Origin of the sequence: Yoonia maritima, assembly GCF_043641945.1 — a bacterium.
Lineage (GTDB): Bacteria > Pseudomonadota > Alphaproteobacteria > Rhodobacterales > Rhodobacteraceae > Yoonia > Yoonia maritima_B.
Genome location: NZ_JBHZRX010000003.1, coordinates 564,149 through 585,701 on the forward strand (window position 1 = coordinate 564,149; position 21,553 = coordinate 585,701).

Annotated in this window: 23 protein-coding genes; 21 read left to right on the forward strand and 2 right to left on the reverse strand. The window is 54.1% G+C overall.

Annotated elements, in window-relative coordinates:
- The first annotated feature begins 27 nt into the window (after positions 1–27).
- The 13 genes from ACHUEV_RS09420 (at position 28) to ACHUEV_RS09480 (ending at position 12,252) form a co-directional block, all read left to right on the forward strand.
- Positions 28–942 (forward strand): hypothetical protein, encoded by a 915-nt coding sequence (locus tag ACHUEV_RS09420; protein ID WP_394179209.1) that lies wholly within the window; start codon positions 28–30, stop codon positions 940–942.
- 54 nt (positions 943–996) lie between these two features.
- Positions 997–1,977, forward strand: coding sequence for an AAA family ATPase (locus ACHUEV_RS09425; protein WP_394179268.1), 981 nt, complete (start codon positions 997–999; stop codon positions 1,975–1,977).
- Between the two features lie 59 nt (positions 1,978–2,036).
- Positions 2,037–2,849, forward strand: a complete 813-nt coding sequence (locus ACHUEV_RS09430; RefSeq protein ID WP_394179211.1) for a DUF58 domain-containing protein — start codon at positions 2,037–2,039, stop codon at positions 2,847–2,849.
- Entirely contained in the window at positions 2,850–3,221 is a 372-nt protein-coding gene (locus tag ACHUEV_RS09435; RefSeq protein WP_394179213.1) for a hypothetical protein, read from the forward strand. It begins immediately after the preceding gene.
- A complete protein-coding gene (locus tag ACHUEV_RS09440; RefSeq protein WP_394179215.1) occupies positions 3,214–4,170 on the forward strand; it encodes a VWA domain-containing protein in 957 nt (318 codons plus the stop codon). The genes ACHUEV_RS09435 and ACHUEV_RS09440 overlap by 8 nt, the downstream gene beginning before the upstream one ends.
- The gene (locus ACHUEV_RS09445) at positions 4,167–5,093 is read left to right on the forward strand and encodes a vWA domain-containing protein (RefSeq protein WP_394179217.1); all 927 of its coding nucleotides are present in this window, start codon (positions 4,167–4,169) and stop codon (positions 5,091–5,093) included. The genes ACHUEV_RS09440 and ACHUEV_RS09445 overlap by 4 nt, the downstream gene beginning before the upstream one ends.
- Positions 5,093–5,776 carry a tetratricopeptide repeat protein gene (locus ACHUEV_RS09450; protein ID WP_394179219.1) on the forward strand — a complete coding sequence of 228 codons (684 nt, stop codon included), beginning with the start codon at positions 5,093–5,095 and terminating at the stop codon, positions 5,774–5,776. Before ACHUEV_RS09445 ends, ACHUEV_RS09450 begins: the two co-directional genes overlap by 1 nt.
- Positions 5,770–6,987, forward strand: a complete 1,218-nt coding sequence (locus ACHUEV_RS09455) for a hypothetical protein (RefSeq protein WP_394179221.1) — start codon at positions 5,770–5,772, stop codon at positions 6,985–6,987. The genes ACHUEV_RS09450 and ACHUEV_RS09455 overlap by 7 nt, the downstream gene beginning before the upstream one ends.
- 84 nt (positions 6,988–7,071) lie before the next feature.
- On the forward strand, positions 7,072–7,797 hold the full coding sequence (locus ACHUEV_RS09460; protein WP_394179223.1) for a response regulator: 726 nt from the start codon (positions 7,072–7,074) through the stop codon (positions 7,795–7,797).
- Positions 7,798–7,804: 7 nt separating this feature from the next.
- Positions 7,805–8,971, forward strand: coding sequence for an FIST N-terminal domain-containing protein (locus ACHUEV_RS09465; RefSeq protein ID WP_394179225.1), 1,167 nt, complete (start codon positions 7,805–7,807; stop codon positions 8,969–8,971).
- Positions 8,968–11,226 (forward strand): PAS-domain containing protein, encoded by a 2,259-nt coding sequence (locus tag ACHUEV_RS09470; protein WP_394179227.1) that lies wholly within the window; start codon positions 8,968–8,970, stop codon positions 11,224–11,226. Before ACHUEV_RS09465 ends, ACHUEV_RS09470 begins: the two co-directional genes overlap by 4 nt.
- A gap of 46 nt (positions 11,227–11,272) precedes the next feature.
- Positions 11,273–11,908, forward strand: a complete 636-nt coding sequence (locus ACHUEV_RS09475; protein ID WP_394179229.1) for a hypothetical protein — start codon at positions 11,273–11,275, stop codon at positions 11,906–11,908.
- On the forward strand, positions 11,905–12,252 hold the full coding sequence (locus tag ACHUEV_RS09480; protein ID WP_394179231.1) for a hypothetical protein: 348 nt from the start codon (positions 11,905–11,907) through the stop codon (positions 12,250–12,252). Before ACHUEV_RS09475 ends, ACHUEV_RS09480 begins: the two co-directional genes overlap by 4 nt.
- On the opposite strand, the gene ACHUEV_RS09485 is transcribed toward ACHUEV_RS09480, so the two are convergent.
- The gene (locus tag ACHUEV_RS09485; RefSeq protein WP_394179233.1) at positions 12,249–13,046 is read right to left on the reverse strand and encodes a quinoprotein dehydrogenase-associated SoxYZ-like carrier; all 798 of its coding nucleotides are present in this window, start codon (positions 13,044–13,046) and stop codon (positions 12,249–12,251) included. The genes ACHUEV_RS09480 and ACHUEV_RS09485 overlap by 4 nt on opposite strands.
- 130 nt (positions 13,047–13,176) lie before the next feature.
- Here ACHUEV_RS09485 and ACHUEV_RS09490 point away from each other — a divergent pair, with 130 nt between their 5' ends.
- Positions 13,177–14,220 carry a quinoprotein relay system zinc metallohydrolase 2 gene (locus ACHUEV_RS09490; RefSeq protein ID WP_394179235.1) on the forward strand — a complete coding sequence of 348 codons (1,044 nt, stop codon included), beginning with the start codon at positions 13,177–13,179 and terminating at the stop codon, positions 14,218–14,220.
- A 2-nt stretch (positions 14,221–14,222) separates the two neighbouring features.
- Here the strand turns inward: ACHUEV_RS09490 and ACHUEV_RS09495 are convergent, their stop codons facing one another.
- The gene (locus ACHUEV_RS09495) at positions 14,223–14,837 is read right to left on the reverse strand and encodes a hypothetical protein (protein ID WP_394179237.1); all 615 of its coding nucleotides are present in this window, start codon (positions 14,835–14,837) and stop codon (positions 14,223–14,225) included.
- A gap of 169 nt (positions 14,838–15,006) precedes the next feature.
- On the opposite strand from ACHUEV_RS09495, the gene ACHUEV_RS09500 reads away from it, so the two are divergent.
- The 7 genes from ACHUEV_RS09500 to ACHUEV_RS09530 all read left to right on the forward strand — a co-directional run bounded on the left by ACHUEV_RS09500 (position 15,007) and on the right by ACHUEV_RS09530 (position 21,276).
- Positions 15,007–16,119 (forward strand): S-(hydroxymethyl)glutathione dehydrogenase/class III alcohol dehydrogenase, encoded by a 1,113-nt coding sequence (locus tag ACHUEV_RS09500; RefSeq protein WP_106359367.1) that lies wholly within the window; start codon positions 15,007–15,009, stop codon positions 16,117–16,119.
- A 3-nt stretch (positions 16,120–16,122) separates the two neighbouring features.
- Complete coding sequence (fghA, locus tag ACHUEV_RS09505; protein WP_394179239.1) at positions 16,123–16,953, forward strand: S-formylglutathione hydrolase; 831 nt, start codon at positions 16,123–16,125, stop codon at positions 16,951–16,953.
- Positions 16,954–16,981: 28 nt separating this feature from the next.
- On the forward strand, positions 16,982–17,407 hold the full coding sequence (locus tag ACHUEV_RS09510) for a c-type cytochrome (protein WP_165793418.1): 426 nt from the start codon (positions 16,982–16,984) through the stop codon (positions 17,405–17,407).
- 121 nt (positions 17,408–17,528) lie between these two features.
- Positions 17,529–19,331: a lanthanide-dependent methanol dehydrogenase XoxF5 gene (xoxF5, locus tag ACHUEV_RS09515; protein WP_394179241.1), complete on the forward strand. Its 1,803-nt coding sequence runs from the start codon at positions 17,529–17,531 to the stop codon at positions 19,329–19,331.
- Positions 19,332–19,452: 121 nt separating this feature from the next.
- Positions 19,453–19,929, forward strand: a complete 477-nt coding sequence (locus ACHUEV_RS09520; protein WP_394179270.1) for a c-type cytochrome, methanol metabolism-related — start codon at positions 19,453–19,455, stop codon at positions 19,927–19,929.
- A complete protein-coding gene (locus ACHUEV_RS09525; protein WP_394179243.1) occupies positions 19,913–20,743 on the forward strand; it encodes a substrate-binding domain-containing protein in 831 nt (276 codons plus the stop codon). Before ACHUEV_RS09520 ends, ACHUEV_RS09525 begins: the two co-directional genes overlap by 17 nt.
- Entirely contained in the window at positions 20,740–21,276 is a 537-nt protein-coding gene (locus tag ACHUEV_RS09530; protein ID WP_394179245.1) for a PQQ-dependent catabolism-associated CXXCW motif protein, read from the forward strand. Before ACHUEV_RS09525 ends, ACHUEV_RS09530 begins: the two co-directional genes overlap by 4 nt.
- Positions 21,277–21,553 lie beyond the last annotated feature (277 nt).

Sequence of the window (21,553 nt, forward strand, 5' to 3'; positions counted from 1 at the left end):
CGTGAAAGACTGATCAAATGCCTTCTAATGGCACTTCTGGCAGCCGTTCCCTTTGGTGCGCGCGCGGATAATACGCACCCTACGCGGGGTGAATTTCTAGCGCTTGCAAAGCAAGGCTGGGTCTTTGATCTTCACTCATCCCGCCATCGCCGCGACCCAGATTTTCCACCTGTCCAGTTCAACAGCAGCGAAGTCGCCATGGGCGAAATCTGCGTCATTGGCGAACCGGCAAACCGGCTATCAGAACGTGTCATTTCGAGCTTTGTCGGCCTGCTAGGTGATATCTACGGGCGTCGGTTGTCGGTCACTTACGCGAACCGCAGTATTTCAAGCTGCCCAACGCGCCCCCGTGTCTATGTCAGGCTGTATTCTGGCCGTCCGCCGTCTGCCTTGTTTAATGCTGATTTGCGACAGATGGACCGGGATTTCGATATTCGCTTTCCGCCACAGTGGCGCGAACCCGTCTATTCCCCAGCGCAAGCAAACGGCTTTTTCGGGCATGAGGGCGCAATCGCGCATTTGTTAGTCCGGCAGGCACCACATACGAACCTAACCCCGTTGCAGCGGGATTTTTATACATCTATTTTGACCGAAGAATTGTTTCAGGTGGTCAGTTTTGGGGCGGATATTCTTAAGTTTGATCGCGACGCCCCATTCAGATCCAAGCTGCAGGAACATCCCGTCAATTTGCGACGTGTGTCGTGGCAATCTGACCAGTTCATGACCGGGTTGCTATCGAGCAATCCGAACGGTTTGTGTGGGTTTGATGTTTTTATGCTGCACGCGCTTGCTGGATCAGGGCTAGAAACTGTGAATTCGGCAGAGCTGATTATGTTTATCGAGACGAATTTCGATGTGCTGAAAGCCGCTGCTGAAAAGACGGTCGCTAATCCAGCTTATGAAATGCTGCTTGATAACAGCTGTTTGGCGTTGCCCGACTGATCTACTACCTTTGTGTAACTAGATTTGGTGCGTTTTCCCGGTCAGGGTTTGGCCATTAATCTGGGGGGACTGGCCGTGCTTGATGGTAAGTCACGCGAGTGTTTTGAACAAATTTCGGCGCTTAAAGAATGGCTTGAAACGGGGCTGATCGGTAGCGACCAGTTAATTGAACGACTGCTGATTGGCGTTCTGACAGGGGGGCATCTTCTGATTGAAGGGCCGCCGGGGTTGGCGAAAACCCGTGCAGTAAAACTGCTGTCGCGTGCTCTTGGTGGATCGTTTGCACGGGTACAATGTACGCCTGATTTGTTGCCAGCGGATTTGACTGGCACGGATGTGTTCAACCCCGAAACGGGTAAGTTTGCGTTCGCGCAGGGCCCCGTATTTCACAACCTTGTGCTGGTCGATGAAATCAACCGGGCACCGCCCAAAACACAGTCTGCCCTGCTAGAGGCAATGGCCGAAACCCAAGTCACCAGCGGCGGCACAACCCACACCTTGCCGGAACCGTTTTTTGTTGTCGCCACCCAGAATTCCATCGAACACGAAGGCACGTTTCCCCTGCCAGAGGCGCAGCTAGATCGTTTCTTGCTTCACATCGTTCTGACACAACCCAATCTAGAGACCGAGCGGCGCATTCTGGATTTGGTCGAAAATGAACGGGTTAAGGGCGACGCAACCCCGCCGGAATTGGGGCTAGATGTTGTGCAGGTCGCCCGCCGTGATGTGGACAACGTGTTTCTGTCGCCTGCCTTGCGGGATTACATTGTCAGGCTGGTCGTGGCGACCCGAGTTGCCCCGTTTGATACGCAGATTGAACATTCTGTGTCCCCGAGAGGTTCAATTGCGCTGGCGGCATCGGCGCGTGCGCGTGCCTATCTAAACGGACGCGATCACGCGATCCCCGAAGATGTCGAAGCGGTACTGCCCGATGCGCTTGCTCATCGGATGGTTCTGAATTGGGCGACCGCCGCCGAAGGCGTGACACCTAGGGCCGTCGTCGCTGACATCATGCAACAAACCCAAGCGTTATGACGGATGTGTCGTGCACGCAGGTGACAGCACAGGCGTTAATTGCCTTGCAAGGTGCCGTCGTGGAAAACGCGCGTCGCGAGGCGCCAACAAGCGGCCTGCCCGGTGGGTTTCCAATCAAAAAGCGTGGCCAAGGTCAGGTGAACGCCGATAGCCGCCTCTACATTCATGGCGATGAATTGCGGTACATCGACAAAGGTGCGACCGCCCGGACTGGCGATCTGCATGTGCGGACCTTTCACGAAGAACGCGACAGGGTGACCTTTTTGGTGGCTGATTTCCGTCCATCGATGCTGTGGGGCATGCGTCGCGCGTTTCGTTCGGTTGCCGCAGCCGAGGCGCTTGCATGGATTGGTTGGCAAGCTGTTGCAGCTGGTGGGCGGGTCGGTCTGCTGGCAATCACGACGGGTGAACCCATCATCGTGCGGACGCGTTCGGGTACCCGTGGGATGCTGTCGGTGATCGGCGGGCTGGTCCGCGCCCATGAATTTGCGACCTCTGTCGTTGGCCCCGATCAGTTTACTGATCCACCGCTAGATATGGCCGTCGAAGGTCTACATCGGATCGTACCCAAAGGTGCGTCAATCATCATCGCAAGCGCTTTTGATCAACGCGGCGACAATTTCGATGGCACCATGAAACGGCTAGCCCAGCATCGGGCACCGTCATTTGTCATGGTCGAAGACAGCGGGCTACAATCACTACCGCCGGGGCATTACCCAATTCGGTCGCCAGACGGATACCGCCGTTCAATCAAACTGCGACAAACACCGCCGCGCGATCATGCGTTACCAGAAATTCCGGGTTGCGCGGTTATGCATCTGGATACCAGCCTGCCAACGCGGCAAGCCATGACGCAGGCAGGAGTATCGTGAATGGCAGAGGGCATCACCACAGTTGATGCGATGTTGTCGGGTTTGCACGACATCCGATTGCCAGAGGTCGCGCCCGGCGGGATAATTTCAGAGATATTGGTCGCCGTTGCTTTTGGGCTGTTGTTGGCATATTTGACGTCATTGGTACTGGGGTATTTTCTGCGTGGCCCAGCAAAAGACGTTGGTTCTTTGACCGACCAGATCGCGGCATTAGCTGGCTTGCCTCACGATGACCGTGCAGTTGCGCTATTGCACTTGATCCAGATTCACGCACCTGCCGCCGTACCTACTGAACTGTATGCTCGCGCAGGTATCCCACCGATCGACGAGCTTGAAGCCATGCTTCTTAAGAGCGAGACGCAGAATGCTTGAGTTCGCAAACCCATGGTTTTTCGTACTGCTGCCGCTGCCGGTCATTGTCTATTTTTTGGCACCGCCGCAGACACCCAGTGGTGCCGTGCTGGTCGTGCCCGAAGGTATCGAACGCCGAATGCTAAGTGGCGGCGCAGGTGGTCAAAACCCGCTCCGTCATATTGATATGCTGACGCCTATTTGCATTTGGATTCTGTTAGTCGTTGCCTTGGCCGGGCCGCGTGTCGTTGCCCCACATCAAGCCTTACCAATGTCGGGGCGTGATCTGATCCTAGCATTAGATTTGTCGGGGTCGATGGTGCGCGATGACTTTGCGCTGGATGGGCAAACTGCGACGCGACTTGAGGTCGTCAAAGCCGTCGGGGCAGACTTTGCGCGCGCACGGGCAGGTGACCGCGTGGGGTTGGTCGTGTTTGGGTCCGACGCATATGTTGCGGCAGCGCCTTCGTTTGATACAGATGCTGTCGCCCAGAAAATCGAAGACATGGTGATCGGCATTTCTGGGCGGGCAACCAATATCGGTGACGGCATTGGGATTGCGCTAAAACGGCTAGAGGCGTCAGACGCAGACACCAAAGTCATCATTCTTTTGTCGGACGGAGCGAATAACGCAGGTGCCGCGATGCCACGTGATGTTGCTGCGCTGGCGGCCGATATGGGGGTGCGTATCCACACGATTGGGCTGGGACCGATTGCGTTAGAGGAAGCACCCGATCAGCGTGGGGTGGTCGATGTGCGGACGTTGGATGCCATTGCCAAGATCAGCGGCGGCCAGATGTTCCGGGTCCGCACGACAGATGATCTGCGTACCGCGGCGTCTGGATTAGATGCGTTAGAACCAACAGCCCGTGCGGGTCTATCGGCGCAGACCTACCGCGCGTTTTGGATTTGGCCAGCACTATTGGCGGGCCTTCTGGGGATCGGACTTGGGGTGCGGTCAAAAGAATGAGCGTTATCGCCGATATCACCTTTCTGCGTCCCTTTTGGTTCGCTGCGATTCCCGTGCTCGCAACGCTTATGATTTGGCGTTATCGCCGATCCGGTCAGCCGGGTGATTGGCAGGCCAGCATCCAGCCGCATCTGCTGGCCGCAATGACCGCGATGGGGCGGATCGAACCTGCAGGCAGCCGGTTTTTTGCCGCTGTCCCATTTGTCATTGCGATGTTTGTTACGGTGGCGCTGACAGGGCCATCCATTGAGAAACGCGGCGCGCAGACCTTCCGCAATTTGGATGGGGTTGTGTTTGTTATCGATGTGTCGGGATCAATGGTGCGCGACGAAAGCTGGCCATCGGTCGTAAATATGGCGCATGCGGGCCTGAGCGCCTTGGGCAGTAAACCCGCTGCGTTGATTGTCTATGGTGGGGATAGCTATCTGGCGTCGCCATTGACCGCCGACCACAGGCAGTTGGCGCAAAGCATTTCGCTGATCGACGAAGATTTTATGCCCGATCAGGGCAACAGGCCGCAGCTTGCTTTGGAACGTGCAGCCGATGTTTTGCAGAATGCGTCGGTGCTGTCGGGTGACGTTATTCTGCTGACGGACGGAGAGGGGCTTAACGACGACGCGATTGCCGCTGCTATGCGGATAACAGAGTTGGGCGCACGGCTGTCTGTGGTGCTGGCCAAAACAACCGTATCCGGCAACTCGCCGATAAGCCCGGCAACCTTTGAAAGCTTGGTAAGCGTCGGTGGTGGCCAAATCTATGAAACAACCGACCTCGTTCGGTTCATGGAAGATATTGGCGATGCAGCCACGTCGCGTACTGAATTGCAGGACCTACAGCTTGTCTTGCGGGCGGACATCGGGAGGTATCTTCTGTTCCTTGCACTGCTTCCTGCGCTGTTGCTGTTCCGAAGGAGCCGCGCCTGATGAAACGGATGCTCCCTCTACTAGCTGCTATATGCATTGCCCTTGCTGCGTTGTTGGGTGGCGCCGCACCATTTGGGCGGGTCGCATTGTCGCTCGGGATGCCACGCACTGCTGCGAGCTTGTTTACAGATCCGGGCTGGGTGGGGGTTGCACTCTACCGCGCAAGTGATTTCCAAGGTGCGGCAGATGCCATGGAACAAGCAGGCGCAGATGCGTTCTATAACCTTGGCAATGCTCATGCTCAGCTAGGCCAATATGCGGCGGCGCTGGAAGCCTATGATCTGGCGGCTTCTATCCGGCAAGACCCCCAAGCGCAGCAGAACTTTGATCTGCTGCGGGCGTTCTACGCATCCACGACGCTTGACGTAGATGGGGTATTCTTGACCGAGGATCGCGAAGGTGCAACCGCAGACGCGCCAATTGCGCGGGGTGATGCGCGTGCCTCTGGAACGGGGGATGAGGTCACTAATACATCCGCGACGCCAGCACTTGCTGAGATTGTGAGCCGTGGCGAACAGCGGGTGCGACAGGTTTTTGATGCTCAATCCATCACCGCGAATGCCCGCTGGCTTGCCACGTTAGAGGACGTACCCGGCGCATTTTTGGCAGAACGTATTTACCACGAACATAAGGCGCGCCGCGATGCTGGAACCGGCCAAGAGCAGGAGGACACCGAATGGTAAGAGCATTCTATGCGATCTTGCTGGCAGCGTGGTGGGCGGTGCCCGTTTGGGCGCAAACCTCGACGGTTGATCCTGACGATCTTACGCTTTCAGTGACGGTCGAACCGTTACCCGATCCGTTGATGCGCCAAGAAATGGTGCTGATAACGATCCACGGCATCTACAAACGCCACATTACATTAGAAAGTTTGGAACAGCCGGATTTTGAGGGCTTTAATTGGATGCAATTGGGGCAGGACCATTGGTTCGAAAGTCTGTTGGATGGTCGCCCGGTCAAGAACATGCGACGGCGGATGGCCGTTTTTCCTGATGAAACCGGGACATTGGAAATCGGGCCGTTCAAGCACCATCTGACGTTGTTAGATGAAAACAACAAATGGTTCGAACATACGATCACGTCAGAGCCGGTCACTATTAATGTAACGCCAGAACCTCAGAGCGATGATTGGTGGTTTCCGGTTCGGGGTTTGCGTGTCTCCGACGACTGGTCAAATGCACCTGATCAACTATCCGAAGGCGAAGGTGTCCTGCGCGTGATCCGCATATCTGCGCTGGGTGCGAGCCCCGATATGATCCCACCGATGCCGGAAATGACGTCGCCTTCCGCGCTCATCTTTGCGCATCCCGAAAAGCGACTGGTTGATTTAACCTCGCGAGGACCAGAAGCGATTGCGTTTTGGCGTTGGACAGTCACCCCGACGAATGGTCATTCTGCGATCCTTGAACCGATCACGTTTAGCTATTTCGATACGGTCGCACGCGAAATGCGCGAGGTGTCGATTTCCCCACAACGGATTGCCTATGGCGATGTGGTTGGGGCGCCCGCGCCAGAAAACGCGGCACCATCGGGCCAAAATCTGCCGCACCCCATTCTTTTGGTAATTGCTGGCGTATTCTCATTTGTAATTGGAATGTTGTCGGTGATGCGTGGAAAGGCGATTTCGATGACGTCGTTTTACGGCCAAGTAAATCGCTGGAAGTTACTCTGGCAATTCAGGCTGGCAGTATGGCGAAATGATAAGGCTGCAATTCGGTCATTGGCGCACCAAATTGACCGCCTTTATGAACCTTCAGTTGCGCGTAGGAAGCTACTTTTGGAATTGGATAATCAGCTTTTTGGCCGTTCTGCGGGCGACTCAGTGCCTTTAAATTTCGGTTTTCAGTTTCGAAAATCCCTTGGTTCAGGGGCTACGCACGCAAATGTGCACTAATGTGCACTGAAATATGCTGACTCACCCAAAAGGTGCTTTGTGGAAATAAGATGTTCCGCTACGCTTTTATTGGGAGGAACTAAAATGTCGGATTTTGCGAGGGCAGAGAAGTCTTTCTCTGCCAGCCATATATTAGTGGTGGATGATCATCCGCTGTATTGTGACGCTATGGTCGCGTCGCTTTCGTCGGCCTTTAAAATTAAACAAGTAAACTCAGTTAATTCGTTAGAAGGCGCTATGAAAGCGCTGGCCACGGGACCAATTCCCGATCTTGTTTTGCTTGATCTGGGTTTGCCCGATGCAACAGGGCTCAGCGGCTTTTTTCAGCTAAAGGAACACTGCCAGGATATGCCAATTGTGGTGATTTCGGCGGATTCGTCTGATGAAACCATCCAGGCCGCAATGGATGCGGGCGCGATGGGCTTTGTGCCAAAAGACGCGCCGCGCACAGTAATCGCTGAGGCATTGGAACAAGTACAAGAAGGATCGCGGTATCTGCCGCCTTGCTACTCTCCAAAGCCACGCGAAGCGACCCAAGACCCCGTAAGCGTGCAAGAAGCATCAAAGCGTATCGCCCGCCTAACCCCGCAGCAGCGCAGGATCATGGAGCTTATTTCGGCCGGGAAACCGAACAAGCTGATCGCGTATGAACTGTCTGTGGCCGAAGGCACCGTAAAGGCGCATATCACCGCGTTATTGCGGCGGCTTGGCGTGAGCAATCGCACGCAAGCAGCAGTTTTGGTAAACAGCGCGATCTTGGGGCGGCCACAATCATTGTCGGACACAGACGCACGCGCACAGCTAAGCTAGGTTCGCCATGAATATTGTCGACCGTGAGGCAGCTGGCGCAAGTATTGTGTCGGTGGGCGTTTCAATGTCCGCCGACCCCGATACGGCTGTGTCAGAAGCAGTTTCGCAGCTACCTGATCAAGGTATCTGTTTTATCTTAGTCTTTGTTCCAGAGTGTTTGGATACCACTGGTGTTGCTGCGGCATTGGAAAAGCATTTGCCGCAGACGCTTGCCTTTGGCTGCACGACTGGAGGGCAGATAACACCGCAAGGCTATGCCGATAACGCGCTTATGCTCGTGTCATTTCCACGGGATCATTTCCGATGTTCGTCGACACTATTTGAGCCCCTAAAGCCTGTTTCCATTGAGCAAACCGCGCTGGCGGCGCAGACGCTGGCACAGCGTTTTCAAACCACTGCCGGTTGGCGGCGTTTTGCAATTACGATCGCAGATGGCCTTTCGAAACAAGAGGATACGCTGGTTGCAGCTCTTGAGGCCGGGTTAGGCGATATCCCGGTTTTTGGGGGGTCCGCCGGACACGGGCTAGCGTTTGATGTGACCTATGTGTTGCACGGTGGCGCGTTCCACGAAGATGCAGCGCTTTTGTTGATTGTCGAAACTGACTTGTTGTTTGAAGGGGTGGAATTCGATCATTTCATGCCAACAGACCGCCAGTTGGTCGTCACCGCCGCGCGGCCAGAGGATAGAATTGTCAGCGAAATCAATGGCGCGGTTGCCGCGGAAGAATACGCTCGGCTGATTGGATATGAGGTCGCGGATCTTTCGCCGCGCGTTTTTGCTGAAAACCCGGTGTTGGTCCGAAACCTTGATAATTGGCACGTTCGCGCAATCCAAGAGGTCCTTGATGACGGCGCTTTGACCTTTTTGTCAGCGATTGAAAACGGGTTGGTTCTGACACTCGCGCGCGGCAAAGAGATTATCGAAACCATGGACGCAGAACTTACCGTTACCGGACCCAGAGGCGAGGCACCGCATTTCGTTCTGGGCTTTGATTGCGTGTTGCGGCGCCTAGAGATCGAACAAAAGCAACTTGGTGTTGAAGCATCCGAAGTGCTGCGAAAACGTAAGGTATTGGGGTTCAACACATATGGCGAACAGCATGGCGGGGTTCATGTAAACCAGACTTTCGTCGGGATTGCGTTCTTTTCATCGGGCCACAAGATAGACCTATGATTGATCGTGATCTCCCACTTGATGTTCAAGTCGCGCAACAAGACAAGATCATCAAAGCGCTCGTTCAGCGGGCTAATCAGCGGCACGAATTGGGCCGTTCTGCATATTCATTGTTCCAGTCGGCGATCACGCTGCAAAGCAAGGTATCTGAAAAGACCCGTGATCTTGAAGCCGCGTTAAATACGCTGGGCCAGACAAGCACCGACTTAGAGACATCAGAGCAAGCCCGCAACCGAACAGAGCAAAGCCTGACCGATGCGTTGGAATCCATGGAAGGTGGTTTTGCACTTTTTACGGGGGGGCGGCTTCGGGTTTACAATGGCTACTTTAAAAAGCTCATTCCGGATGTTCATGATGTTATTGTGCCGGGGCTTGCGCTTGATGCATATTTTGAAAACCTCACCAAAAGCAGCTACCTTGCCCGTGATAGCGACGCGGAGAAACTGGCTGGTAATGCAACCAACGCCATAGAGGCGACCGCGCCGTTTGTTTTTGAAATCAAGAACGACCGTTGGTTTGTCATCAACTACCGCCACACGAGCCACAACAACATCGTAGTTTTCCAGACCGAGATCACGTCGGTCGTGCGTTCCAATCGGTTAGAAAAAGATCAACTTATTGATGCACAAGAACATTTTCTAAGCGCTGCGTTTGATAATATGCCGCAAGGGGTGTGCACGTTTTCATCCGATGGCACGCTTCTTTTCTGGAATGCGCGGTTCACCAGTCTGCTGTCACTGCCTAGCCGGATCGCCTGTGTCGGAACGTCATATGCGCAAATTGTCGAACACCTGAATGCCCACTCGATCATAGGTGAACTTCGCCACGAAAACTTTGCCAGCTTGCTGCGTTACCTAAGCCGAGACCAAAGTCTACATATCCGTCGTCGCCAGACAAATGGAACGGTTTTAGAGTTTGTAGTGAATCCGCTGCCGGATGGCGGATGCATCGTCAACGTCATGGATGTGACAGTCCAATCGCAAACGACTGAAGAGCTTGAAAACAGAGTGCAGGAACGGACTCAGGAACTGACGGACCTGAACAAAGAACTGCGCGAACAATATACTGCCCTTGCAAGCATCGAAGACGATCTGAGACAGGCCAAGGCCGAAGTCGAAGCCGCGATGAATTCCAAGACGCGGTTTTTTGCTGCGGCTTCCCATGACCTGCTACAGCCGATCAACGCGGCCAAACTGTTGATTTCATCGCTGTCGGATATGGCGTTGGAAAATGGGGTGCGGGATACGGTTCAGCGCATCGATCAATCGTTTCAGTCGATGGAATCTTTGCTTCACGCGTTGCTAGATATTTCTCGCCTAGAATCTGTGGATATGAAGTTGGCGGTTACCGATTTTGCGATTGATGGGCTGATGCGCAATATCGCGAATGACATGGGGCCTTTGGCCGTCGAAAAGGGGCTGCGGTTTGAAGTCGTGCCTAGCTGCGCATGGGTTCGCAGTGATCAGCGGTATCTATCCCGATCCATCCAGAACCTCGTGAATAACGCTATTCAGTATACCAACTCGGGGCGCGTCTTGCTTGGGTGTCGGCGCCGGGGGGATCAGGTTGTCGTTGAGGTTTGGGATACCGGGGTTGGGATTACAAAAGCGGACCAAGAACGGGTGTTCCAAGAATTCACCCGTGTTGATGCCGGTGCTGGGATGGGAATGGGGCTTGGGCTGTCCATTGTGCAACGGGCCTGCGCCCATCTGGGGCATAAGGTTTCTGTACGTTCAAAGCCCGGTGTCGGTTCGGTGTTTTCGATCACGCTACCAATGGTAACACCCGGCGAATGCGCGCAAGCAGACACGCCAAGCTCATCAGTGCAAACCTCGGAATCGCTGGATCTGATCGTTGTGATGATCGAAAACGACCCGGGTGTTCTGTTCGCGATGACGCGCAGATTGGAAAGCTGGGGCGCGAGCGTTTTGGCATGTACTTCGACAGCGCAAGCCATGCAGATGGTTGAAGAACTGGGGATGAACCCTGACGTGATCCTTGCCGATTATCAGCTGGATCGCGACGATACGGGTGTTCAAAGCATCATCGGGTTACGCCGACAAGCTGGTGTTGAACTACCCGCCATTCTGATCACAGCGAACCAAGAGGGTTCGATCAAAGATCTATGTGCGCAGCTGCGAATTTCTGTTCTGACGAAGCCTGTGAACCTGTCGCGTTTGCGGTCGCTGATCGATTGGAAAACGCGTCATGTGCCACAGCAACGCGGCCAAGGATACGACCAAAGTCTGCAATGACGCAGGAAGAAATTTGGATAGGCTGCAGTTAACTAATGAGGTGCATATGAAGTTGCTAAGATACGTATTTTTAACGCTGCTTCTTGCGACTCCGGTGCATGCAGAAGAAATCTATGACCTGATTTTTAAGCAGGGCACGCTTTCGGATGTCAGTGAAGGGTTGGTCTACGACCGCGAAACGATAGTCGCGAGCAATCCAGAATACGGGCAGCGCCACACTGGTGATGTTGAACTCGGGTTCGCGCCAGAGGAGATGGCTGTCCTTCGGTTTGTGCAAGGCGAACAGCACCGCAATCTGGGGCAGTTCCCGGCGACCGTTGGCAATCCGATCATCATGTATTTCGTTGAAACTGTCCTGCGTGATGTCGCCCACGAAGCCGGCGGAAGCCCGTTCTACATTCGTAACCGCATTAAAGAGGCGTTGATTACCCCAGCGCCGGTCGAAGACACGACTGTGTCATTCGGAGACGGCGAAGTCGCTGCGCGTCAAATCACCTTTCGTCCGTTTGAAGACGACGAAAACAGGGATCGTATGGGCGTCTATGGCAACCTAGAAATGACCTTTGTGATGTCAGAAGAAGTGCCGGGCTGGTATGTGTCGCTTGCTGCGGTTGCCCCCGATGGCAATGGCGATGCGGGGTATAGCAATGTGCTAAATTTGATGCCCGAGGCAACGGAATGAGAAAGCTTCTTGCTCTCGCTTTGGTCTTGGCTGGCAGCACCGCCTTTGCCCAATCAGTCAGTGAACAGTTGAACGACTATCCGACTGCAGCGCGTGCCGACTATGTTTTTGGCTGTATGGCTGTGAACGGGCAGGGCCAAGATGAACTGTTGAAATGCGCGTGCTCTATCGACCACATCGCCTCTATTTTGCCGTATGAACGGTACGTAGAGGCCGAAACCGTGCTTTCGTTGCAGTTGGCCGGTGGCGAACGGATGTCGATATTTCGCACATCATCAATGACCCAAGCCATCGTCGCAGACCTGCGGCGTGCACAGGCAGAGGCAGAGATACTCTGTTTCTAAGCGCCTTCGTCTTTCGCTAGCATCTGTTCGAAAACATTCCCTTCGGTGTCATGCGCCCGTACGCGGATGACAGAGGCACCGTTGTCACGATAACCGAACCGGAACACAGGGTTCTCGCTAACCGAAATACCGCCTTCCAATTTAAAAAGCATCTCATCACCTTGATAGACTTCGATCATGTCGATGAAATGCGCCCCAACGAATAGCTGTGTAATCTGATCTCGTTGTAAGCCCGAATAGTTTGGGTGTCGGATCATGACTTGGGCTTCGCGCCGCTGCCCTGACATTTGTTGCGTTGGGTTGAAACTGCGCAGTCGCATTTCGCCCATCGAAGCCAGCGCTTCTTCGGGAACGCGGGTTGCAGGCGCTGAACACCCGCCTGATGCCTTCACGTAGCGGCCAGCCATAAACATGCCGTCATCGGTTTCTGCAATGACCCGCACATTAGAATATTGGTTCACGCGCACGCGCAATTCAAAGTCCAAGGGAACCATCGCTTCGCTAAATGTGAGGGTAGCCGCTAGAGGGGCGGGGTTCTCGTCAATGATCAGCATCGCGCTTTGGATCGGTACCGCGCCGAGTTGCTGAGAAATGCCAATAGGTACAGTCGCCGCGTCATGGGCGCGGTGTGGTGCTTCGACTTCGAACAATATCGTTCCGTCTTGCAGGACTGCATCGCCCACGAATTCGGACCTCAGATCGTTCCAGCTGACGCTATCCGTCAGCGGATTATCCTGCGCGAATGCGCCGTGCGAAAGTAGGGCAAATACAGATGCGGCAAGAAGACGTCTCATGGCTTTCCTCCTCTTTAGTTGCGCGTTTTGTATCATAAACCGCGATAAACCGTGAGTAATCCTTAGTGTCGGTTCGCGAACTCGTGATCTGCTGCTAGTCATTTCGCATGAGCCGCAAGGGGACAGTGCGATGTTTGAAGCCGTTCTAAGCCTTTGTCTGTTGTCTGATCCATCGGTTTGCCGCGACGTGTTGATCCCGGGATACGAAGCCACAAGCGTCGCAGATTGCGAGGCTATGCTTGTCCGCAACCCACCGGATTTGGACACATATTTCGCCGACTTTGCGTCAGATGGTTTAGCTTGCACCGACGCGCCGGACCCCATGCCATTTCAACAGGCCGCCAGCGGAGTTTTTGTGCACCGCGGTATCATCAGTGACGCGGCGCCTGATAACGAAGGCGATGTTGCGAATGTTGCATTCATCGTTGGCGAAACAGCTGTTGCAGTCATTGATAGCGGCGGCTCGCGCAAGGTTGCTGAACAGATATATCGGTCCATCCGGTCAGAAACGCAGCTTCCGATTCGATATCTTATTTTGACCCATATGCACCCAGACCATGTGCTGGGTGCGTCGCTATTTGCGCAGGCGGGTGCACAGGTGGTGGGCCATGTGGGCCTAGAACGCGCGCTGCTGGACCGGCGCGAAACTTACCTGACGAACTTTGGTCGATTAATTGGCGATGATGGCTTTCTGGGAACGCAGGTTGTGACGCCGGACGTCGTGGTTGATGGGGCGTTGGAAATTGATCTTGGTGGTCGGGTTCTTGATCTGCGGACTTGGCCGAATGCCCATACTGGAACCGATCTGACCGTCGGCGACCCAACAAGCGGCATTTTGTTCACCGGTGATCTGATGTTTCATGAACACGCGCCGGCATTGGACGGCAGCGTGTTGGGGTGGCAGCAGGTGCTAACAGAATTGCAGGCGCTGCCCTATGAAACGATTATGCCCGGGCATGGCGGCCCGGTACTCGACTGGCCTGATAGCGCCGAACCATTACAGGCATATCTCGAATTGCTGATTGCAGATACACGTGCCGCAGTGGCGCGGGGTGACAGCCTTGGCGATGCGGTTCAGGTGATCGGTCAAAGCCAGTCTACAGAATGGCAGCTGTTCGACCTATTCAATCCGCGCAATGCGACAGTGGCGTTTACTGAACTTGAATGGGAATAGCGCTATTCAGGGACATGATGCGAAAGCGTTTGCGCAATCGCATAAGCGCGTTTTTCTAAAATGACGGGCGTTTCACAGACGTACAGCAGCGATTGGGCCCGATCACGGTAAATGCGCTGGTCCCAGTCTAGCTGTTCTTCCAGCGCGTCGACCTTGTCAAAGTCCGGGTCCTGCTTGGCCATTTCGGTATCCATATCGACCCTTGCAGAATCAATGCGCGCAGCAAGATCAATCTGCGACAGTGAATAACGCCCGATACCATCGATCAGCTTTTTACGATGGCGGTCGATCTTGTCGAAAATGGCTTGGAAAATTAGTGTGTAATCATCTTGGGTCAGTTGGCTATTTGTTTGTGCAAACTCAGCGGTGATGATTTCGACCTCTTCCAAAGGTACGCGCCGCAATATCAGCGTATCCACAAACCTTTCGGCTGCCGGGGCTAAGTCTTCGGACAGTTCATGGTCGGGTACTGGATATGGCCACATAATACCAAGCGACAGATGTTCGACTTTGCGCTGAACACAAGGCCAAGTCGGATCAGAATAGTCTTCGGCATGAACGAACGTCGGTTGCGCGAGTAATAGGGCTGCGGTGATTAGCATTCGCATTTTTGACATTCGTTCCTCCTTCGTCCGCGCGCGCAATTGAAAACACGCGCGAATCTACCTTACCTTATTTAGAGCGGCGTTTCGTTAGCGCTGTAACAGTGACCAAAGTCGTAATTGTCGGATGAGACCCGTATTGACTAACTTTCCCTGAAGAAGAATTGCCTTTGGGGGATAGATAATGCGTACACGTGCCGCGGTCGCTGTTGCAGCTGGCAAGCCACTTGAAGTGATGGAAGTGAACCTCGAAGGGCCACGTGCCGGTGAGGTTTTGATCGAGGTGAAGGCGACTGGCCTGTGTCACACCGACGAATTTACCCGCTCTGGCGACGATCCCGAAGGTATCTTTCCAGCGATCCTGGGCCACGAAGGGGCGGGCGTCGTGATTGAGGTCGGCGAAGGCGTCACAACGCTTGAGGTTGGCGATCACGTGATCCCGCTTTACACGCCGGAATGTCGCGAATGCGAATATTGTCTGAACCCGAAAACGAACCTATGCCAAAAGATCCGCAGCACCCAAGGTGCGGGTCTGTTGCCTGATGGATCGACCCGGTTTTCGATGCTCGATGGCACGCCGATCCACCACTACATGGGCTGTTCGACCTTCGCGAACCACACGGTTGTGCCCGAAATCGCGCTGGCGAAGGTCCGCAAGGACGCGCCGTTTGATAAGATTTGCTACATCGGTTGCGGCGTCACCACCGGCATCGGCGCAGTGATCAATACGGCGAAAGTCGAGATCGGCAGCCGCGCGATTGTGTTCGGTCTGGGCGGCATTGGCTTGAACGTGCTGCAAGGCCTGCGCCTTGCTGGGGCGGATCAGATTGTTGGCGTCGACATGAACGACGGCAAGGCAGAAATGGGTCGCCACTTTGGCATGACTGATTTCGTGAACCCATCAAAAGTCGAAGGCGATCTGGTCGCGCACCTGGTCGAACTGACTGGCGGCGGTGCGGATTACACGTTCGACGCAACGGGTAACGTGGGCGTGATGCGGACGGCGCTTGAGGCTGCGCACAAAGGTTGGGGCGAAAGCATTATCATCGGCGTGGCGCCTGCCGGGGCCGAGATTTCAACCCGCCCATTCCAACTGGTCACAGGCCGCAGCTGGCGCGGCACCGCGTTCGGCGGCGCACGCGGCCGGACCGACGTGCCCAAGATCGTCGACTGGTACATGAACGGCAAAATCGAAATCGACCCGATGATCACCCATAAGCTCAAGCTCGAAGACATCAACAAAGGCTTCGACCTGATGCACGAAGGAAAATCAATTCGCGCTGTCGTGGAATACTAGGTCGTGGAACTCGTTTCTCGCAACAAATGCTTTGATGGGCAGCAGTCAGTCTACAAACACCAGTCATCGGTGTGCGGGACAGAGATGACCTTTGCGGTCTATCTGCCGCCGCAAGCGCGGACGCAGTCTGTTCCGGTGCTTTGGTATCTGTCTGGACTGACCTGCACCCATGATAATGCAATGACCAAAGGCGGGTTTCAGAAACATGCCGCTGAACATGGCATTGCTTTGGTCTTTCCAGATACGTCGCCGCGTGGCGAAGGTGTTGCGGATGACGAAGCCTATGATTTGGGAATGGGCGCCGGGTTCTATGTGAACGCAACGCAAGGCCCGTGGAAGCCACATTTTCAGATGTACGACTATGTCGTGAGCGAGCTGCGGAGCCTGCTGCAGGGCGCTTTGCCGATCAACGACCGGCATGGGATCACGGGGCATTCAATGGGCGGGCACGGCGCGCTTACCATCGCAATGAGAAATCCAAAGCTGTTTACGTCGCTTTCCGCGTTTTCGCCCATCGTGAACCCAAGCCAATCTGACTGGGGTCGCAAACAATTTAGCGCCTATCTGGGCGACGATGAATCCACATGGGCCCAATATGATGCTACAATATTGATGTCTGAGCTTGGTTGGCATGGCGACATTCTGATCGACCAAGGTGCTGACGACCAGTTCATCGACTTGTTACGGCCACAGGCATTTGCAGATGCCGCGTCACGTCGCCGTCAGCCTTGTGTTTTGCGTACGCATGACGGGCACGACCACAGTTACTTTTTTGTTTCCAGCTTTGCCGAAGATCACGTGACTTGGCACGCGGAACGGCTTCACGACTACTAGTTTCAAAGGGACGAGGAATAGATAAACCATGAAAACAAGATCACTGATAGGGCTAGCGATTGTCGCAGGTGTTGCGATGGCCGGCGGTGCATCCGCCGAAAGCCACGCTGAAGAAGTGGCCTTTGAAATAACTGGTGACGCTGCTGCGGGTGAACGCGTCTTTCGTCGCTGTGCTGCCTGCCATGCCGTTGGTGAGGGTGCCGAGGCAAAAGCCGGACCTGTGTTGAACGGGATCGTTGGTCGTGCGGCCGCTATTGCTGAAGATTTCGACTATTCGCCCGCAATGATCGAATTTGCTGCCGCTGAAGAACTGGTGTGGGTGCCAGAGACGCTTGATGCGTTTTTGACCAAGCCACGCGACTACATCGAAGGCACAAAAATGACTTACGCCGGTTTGCGCAAAGAGGAGGACCGCGCAAACCTAATCGCCTATCTGGCGACATTTTCAGAGTAGGAGGGACGACTGAATGCGAGATACCCATCGGTATTAATGCCCATGGGAACGGCCCGTGAAATCCGGGCGCTGGACGGCAGGGATGGTCGGATCCAGCAATGATACCTTTAGGGAGGTTACTATGAGGAAGACAAAATATTTAGTCGCGGCTTTACTTCTAAGCTCGACGGTCATGGCGTCAGCAAATGATGAGCTGATGAGCTTGATGGATGATCCTAATCAATGGGCTATCCAGACTGGCGATTACGCGAACCAGCGCTATTCGGAACTGGATCAGATCAACAAAGACAACGTTGGTGATCTACAGGTCGCATGGACATTCTCGACAGGTGTTCTGCGCGGCCACGAAGGTTCACCATTGGTGATCGGGGATGTGATGTATGTTCACACGCCTTTCCCGAACATCGTCTATGCGCTTGATCTGACCGATGAAGGCAAGATCATCTGGAAATACGAACCCAAGCAAGACCCAGATGTTATTCCAGTCATGTGCTGTGACACGGTTAACCGTGGTGTGGCATATGCGGATGGCAAAATCTTCTTGCACCAGGCGGATACCACTGTTGTTGCATTGAATGCAGACACAGGTGCCGTTGAGTGGAGCGTTATGAACGGTGATGCAGCCGTTGGTGAAACCAACACAGCGACAGTTCTGCCAGTTGGTGACAAAGTCATCGTTGGTATTTCCGGTGGTGAATTTGGTGTGCGCGGTTCTGTGACAGCGTATAACATTGCGGACGGCAGCCAAGCGTGGCGCGCCTATTCAATGGGTCCTGACAGCGACATCCTTGTCGATCCTGAGACAACAACTCACCTAGGTGAACCAGTTGGCGTCGATTCAGGTATCAACACTTGGGAAGGCGATCAGTGGAAAATCGGTGGCGGCACCACATGGGGCTGGTATTCGTATGATCCGGATGAAAACCTTGTCTACTATGGTACAGGTAACCCATCGACATGGAACCCTGCGCAGCGTCCGGGTGACAACCGTTGGTCTATGACAATCATGGCCCGCGATGCCGACACAGGTATGGCCAAGTGGTTCTACCAGATGACTCCACACGATGAGTGGGATTATGACGGTATCAACGAGATGATCCTGACCGACCAAGAGATCGATGGTGTTGAGCGCAAGCTACTGACACACTTCGACCGTAACGGTCTAGGTTATACGCTTGATCGTATCACTGGCGAACTGCTGGTCGCTGAAAAGTTCGATCCTGCTGTCAACTGGACAACAGGCGTGGATATGGATCCCAACTCTGACACCTACGGGCGTCCAGCAGTTGTGGCCGAATACTCCACTGAACAAAACGGCGAAGATGTGAACTCTACTGGCATCTGTCCTGCGGCTCTTGGTTCAAAAGACCAACAACCAGCGGCCTATTCACCTGAAACCGAACTGTTCTATGTTCCAACAAACCACGTTTGCATGGACTACGAACCATTCCGGGTAAGCTATACTGCCGGTCAACCATATGTAGGTGCGACGCTTGCGATGTATCCTGCTCCTGACAGCCACGGTGGTATGGGTAACTTTATCGCTTGGGACAACAAAGCAGGTGAAATCGTCTGGTCAGTACCAGAGCAGTTCTCTGTTTGGTCTGGTGCGCTGGCAACAGCTGGTGACGTGGTGTTCTACGGTACACTCGAAGGCTACCTGAAAGCTGTCGATGCTGCGACTGGTGAAGAGCTTTATAAGTTCAAAACACCATCAGGCATCATCGGTAACGTGATGACCTATACCCAAGGCGGAAAGCAATACGTTGCGATCCTGTCAGGTATTGGGGGCTGGGCTGGTATCGGTCTAGCGGCTGGTCTGACCAACCCGAACGATGGTCTAGGTGCTGTTGGTGGTTATGCCGCACTTAGCGACTACACCGCTCTTGGTGGTCAAATGACAGTCTTTGCGCTGCCTGACTAAAGGTACGCAAAGTTGAACATGGACCGGCGCAACCACACGGCCTGCGCCGGTCCGCTTGCTCAGATTTAGAGGTCAGAAACTAATGCGCAACTTCGCACTCACGCTGGGAACTGCAGCCCTTATGTCAGTCGGTCAGGCGACATTCGCCCAAGACGATATGACAAACATCGACGCCGCCTATAGTGAAGACGGGCGCTACTATACCGAAGAAGATATCCCGACCTTCAACATTGCTGAGGATGGTACCATTGACTGGCTGACCTATTCAGGCTTCCGTCGGTATCATTCGGAATGCCACGTATGTCACGGGCCAGAAGGCGAAGGGTCCAGCTATGCACCCGCGCTTAAGAACTCGGCGATCGAAATGGACTATTACGATTTTGTTGATGTCGTGGTGAACGGACGCCAGCGCATCAACGCTGCCGAAAACTCGGTCATGCCAGCGTTTGGTGATAACCCCAATGTCATGTGCTACCTTGATGATATCTACGTCTATCTCAAGGCGCGCGGAGTCGAGGCCGTTCCACGCGGACGCCCCGGAGCCAAAGAAGCAAAGTCCGACGTAATTCGCGAGGATGAGAATGCGTGTTTGGGCTAAAAGCCTTTTGGTCATAGGTTTTGCGCTGTGCGGTCTAACTGCTCAGGCGCAAACCTCTGATCTTGTGTCCAAGACGGCCTTTCGGGTTTGCGCTGACCCGGCAAACGCACCCATGTCTGATCGCGATGAAAATGGGTTCGAAAACAGGCTGGCGGAACTCTTCGCGGCCCAGCTCGAGCTTCCGGTTCAATATGAATGGTATCCGATGTCCACGGGTTTTATTCGCAATACCTTGCGTGCGAACAAATGCGACGTTGTGATCGGATATGCACAGGGGCACGAAATGGTGCTGAACACCAACCACTATTTTACCTCCGCATATACACTGGTCACAAAACGAGATGGCGCGATTGCTGATGTCGACACTTTGTCAGATGCGCGACTTCAGGGGCTGCATCTGGGCGTTGTTGCCGGTTCGCCCCCTGCGACACATCTGGCGCGTAATGGGCTGATCGCTGATGCGCGTGCTTACAATTTGGTCGTCGACCGACGTCATGAATCTCCGATCCCTGACATGTTACAAGACTTGATGGCCGACGAAATCGACGGTGCGTTAATTTGGGGGCCGATATCAGGGCCATTGGTCAAAGCCGACTTTCCCGAACTACAGGTCACCCCATTGCTTAAGGAAACACTGCCCCCAAGGCTATTCTTTCGGATCACCATGGGTGTCCGGCAGGGTGAAAAAGTATGGCAGCGCCAGTTGAATTCTTTGATCCGACGAAATCAAAACGAAATTAACGCGATCCTGACTGATGCGGGCGTCCCTTTGATAAACGACATGGGTACGGGCCTGCTGGACGTCTCACAATGATACGGGCGGCAACATTGGCTCTTGTGCTGATGATGCCGCTTCCTTGTTTTGCGCAATCAGTCGCTGAACCTGACGGATACAGGACGGAACAATACCGCGCGCCTGTGCCCGCGACATTGGCGGGCGGGACCGTTGTTGATGTCGACGAAGCATACGCATTATGGATGGCTGGCGATGTCACCTTCATAGATGTCCTGCCTCGGGCGCCAAAACCCAAGGATCTACCTGAAGGAACGGTCTGGCGCGAACAGCCACGACTCTCAATCCCAGGCGCGACATGGCTACCCAATGTGGGTTACGGACAACTGGCCCAAGAGACTGTCACCTATTTCGAAGAAGGACTGGCCAAAGCCACAGACGGGAACAAAGAAGCCCCAGTCGTTTTCTTCTGTCTCAGTGAATGCTGGATGTCATGGAACGCTGCAAAGCGCGCAGTAGACGAATTCGGCTACAACCAAGTCTACTGGTTCCCAGACGGCACCGATGTGTGGACGATGGCAAGCTATCCCACCGAAGAGATTGAGCCAGAGTAACCTCGAAAGTCGCGACTGGGGATACTTGCAGGCTTATTGAACTCGCCGATTCCAGTGATTGTTGTGGGTGTTTGTGTAGATAAGTCTAGATATGGTGTTTTGCGTTTATGATTTGCGTAAGGATTGGGCGATTGGTGTTGGGATTGGCTTGTGATGTGGTTTGTAAGTTTTTGAATTTGTTTGATTAAAAATGAATGTCTCAAAAACTTTATGATTTTTTGAAAAAGGGGTTGCGGGTGTTGGGTGATAACCTTAGAACCCCCTTCACCGGCGGCGC

Excerpts from the sequence above, each read along its gene's own strand:
- ACHUEV_RS09420 (WP_394179209.1), top strand. The coding sequence starts at position 28 with ATGGCACTTCTGGCAGCCGTTCCCTTTGGTGCGCGCGCGGATAATACG.
- ACHUEV_RS09435 (WP_394179213.1), top strand. The coding sequence starts at position 2,850 with ATGGCAGAGGGCATCACCACAGTTGATGCGATGTTGTCGGGTTTGCAC.
- ACHUEV_RS09440 (WP_394179215.1), top strand. The coding sequence starts at position 3,214 with ATGCTTGAGTTCGCAAACCCATGGTTTTTCGTACTGCTGCCGCTGCCG.
- ACHUEV_RS09445 (WP_394179217.1), top strand. The coding sequence starts at position 4,167 with ATGAGCGTTATCGCCGATATCACCTTTCTGCGTCCCTTTTGGTTCGCT.
- ACHUEV_RS09450 (WP_394179219.1), top strand. The coding sequence starts at position 5,093 with ATGAAACGGATGCTCCCTCTACTAGCTGCTATATGCATTGCCCTTGCT.
- ACHUEV_RS09455 (WP_394179221.1), top strand. The coding sequence starts at position 5,770 with ATGGTAAGAGCATTCTATGCGATCTTGCTGGCAGCGTGGTGGGCGGTG.
- ACHUEV_RS09460 (WP_394179223.1), top strand. The coding sequence starts at position 7,072 with ATGTCGGATTTTGCGAGGGCAGAGAAGTCTTTCTCTGCCAGCCATATA.
- ACHUEV_RS09465 (WP_394179225.1), top strand. The coding sequence starts at position 7,805 with ATGAATATTGTCGACCGTGAGGCAGCTGGCGCAAGTATTGTGTCGGTG.
- ACHUEV_RS09470 (WP_394179227.1), top strand. The coding sequence starts at position 8,968 with ATGATTGATCGTGATCTCCCACTTGATGTTCAAGTCGCGCAACAAGAC.
- ACHUEV_RS09475 (WP_394179229.1), top strand. The coding sequence starts at position 11,273 with ATGAAGTTGCTAAGATACGTATTTTTAACGCTGCTTCTTGCGACTCCG.
- ACHUEV_RS09480 (WP_394179231.1), top strand. The coding sequence starts at position 11,905 with ATGAGAAAGCTTCTTGCTCTCGCTTTGGTCTTGGCTGGCAGCACCGCC.
- ACHUEV_RS09485 (WP_394179233.1), bottom strand. The coding sequence starts at position 13,046 with ATGAGACGTCTTCTTGCCGCATCTGTATTTGCCCTACTTTCGCACGGC.
- ACHUEV_RS09490 (WP_394179235.1), top strand. The coding sequence starts at position 13,177 with ATGTTTGAAGCCGTTCTAAGCCTTTGTCTGTTGTCTGATCCATCGGTT.
- ACHUEV_RS09495 (WP_394179237.1), bottom strand. The coding sequence starts at position 14,837 with ATGTCAAAAATGCGAATGCTAATCACCGCAGCCCTATTACTCGCGCAA.
- ACHUEV_RS09500 (WP_106359367.1), top strand. The coding sequence starts at position 15,007 with ATGCGTACACGTGCCGCGGTCGCTGTTGCAGCTGGCAAGCCACTTGAA.
- ACHUEV_RS09510 (WP_165793418.1), top strand. The coding sequence starts at position 16,982 with ATGAAAACAAGATCACTGATAGGGCTAGCGATTGTCGCAGGTGTTGCG.
- xoxF5 (WP_394179241.1), top strand. The coding sequence starts at position 17,529 with ATGAGGAAGACAAAATATTTAGTCGCGGCTTTACTTCTAAGCTCGACG.
- ACHUEV_RS09520 (WP_394179270.1), top strand. The coding sequence starts at position 19,453 with ATGTCAGTCGGTCAGGCGACATTCGCCCAAGACGATATGACAAACATC.
- ACHUEV_RS09525 (WP_394179243.1), top strand. The coding sequence starts at position 19,913 with ATGCGTGTTTGGGCTAAAAGCCTTTTGGTCATAGGTTTTGCGCTGTGC.
- ACHUEV_RS09530 (WP_394179245.1), top strand. The coding sequence starts at position 20,740 with ATGATACGGGCGGCAACATTGGCTCTTGTGCTGATGATGCCGCTTCCT.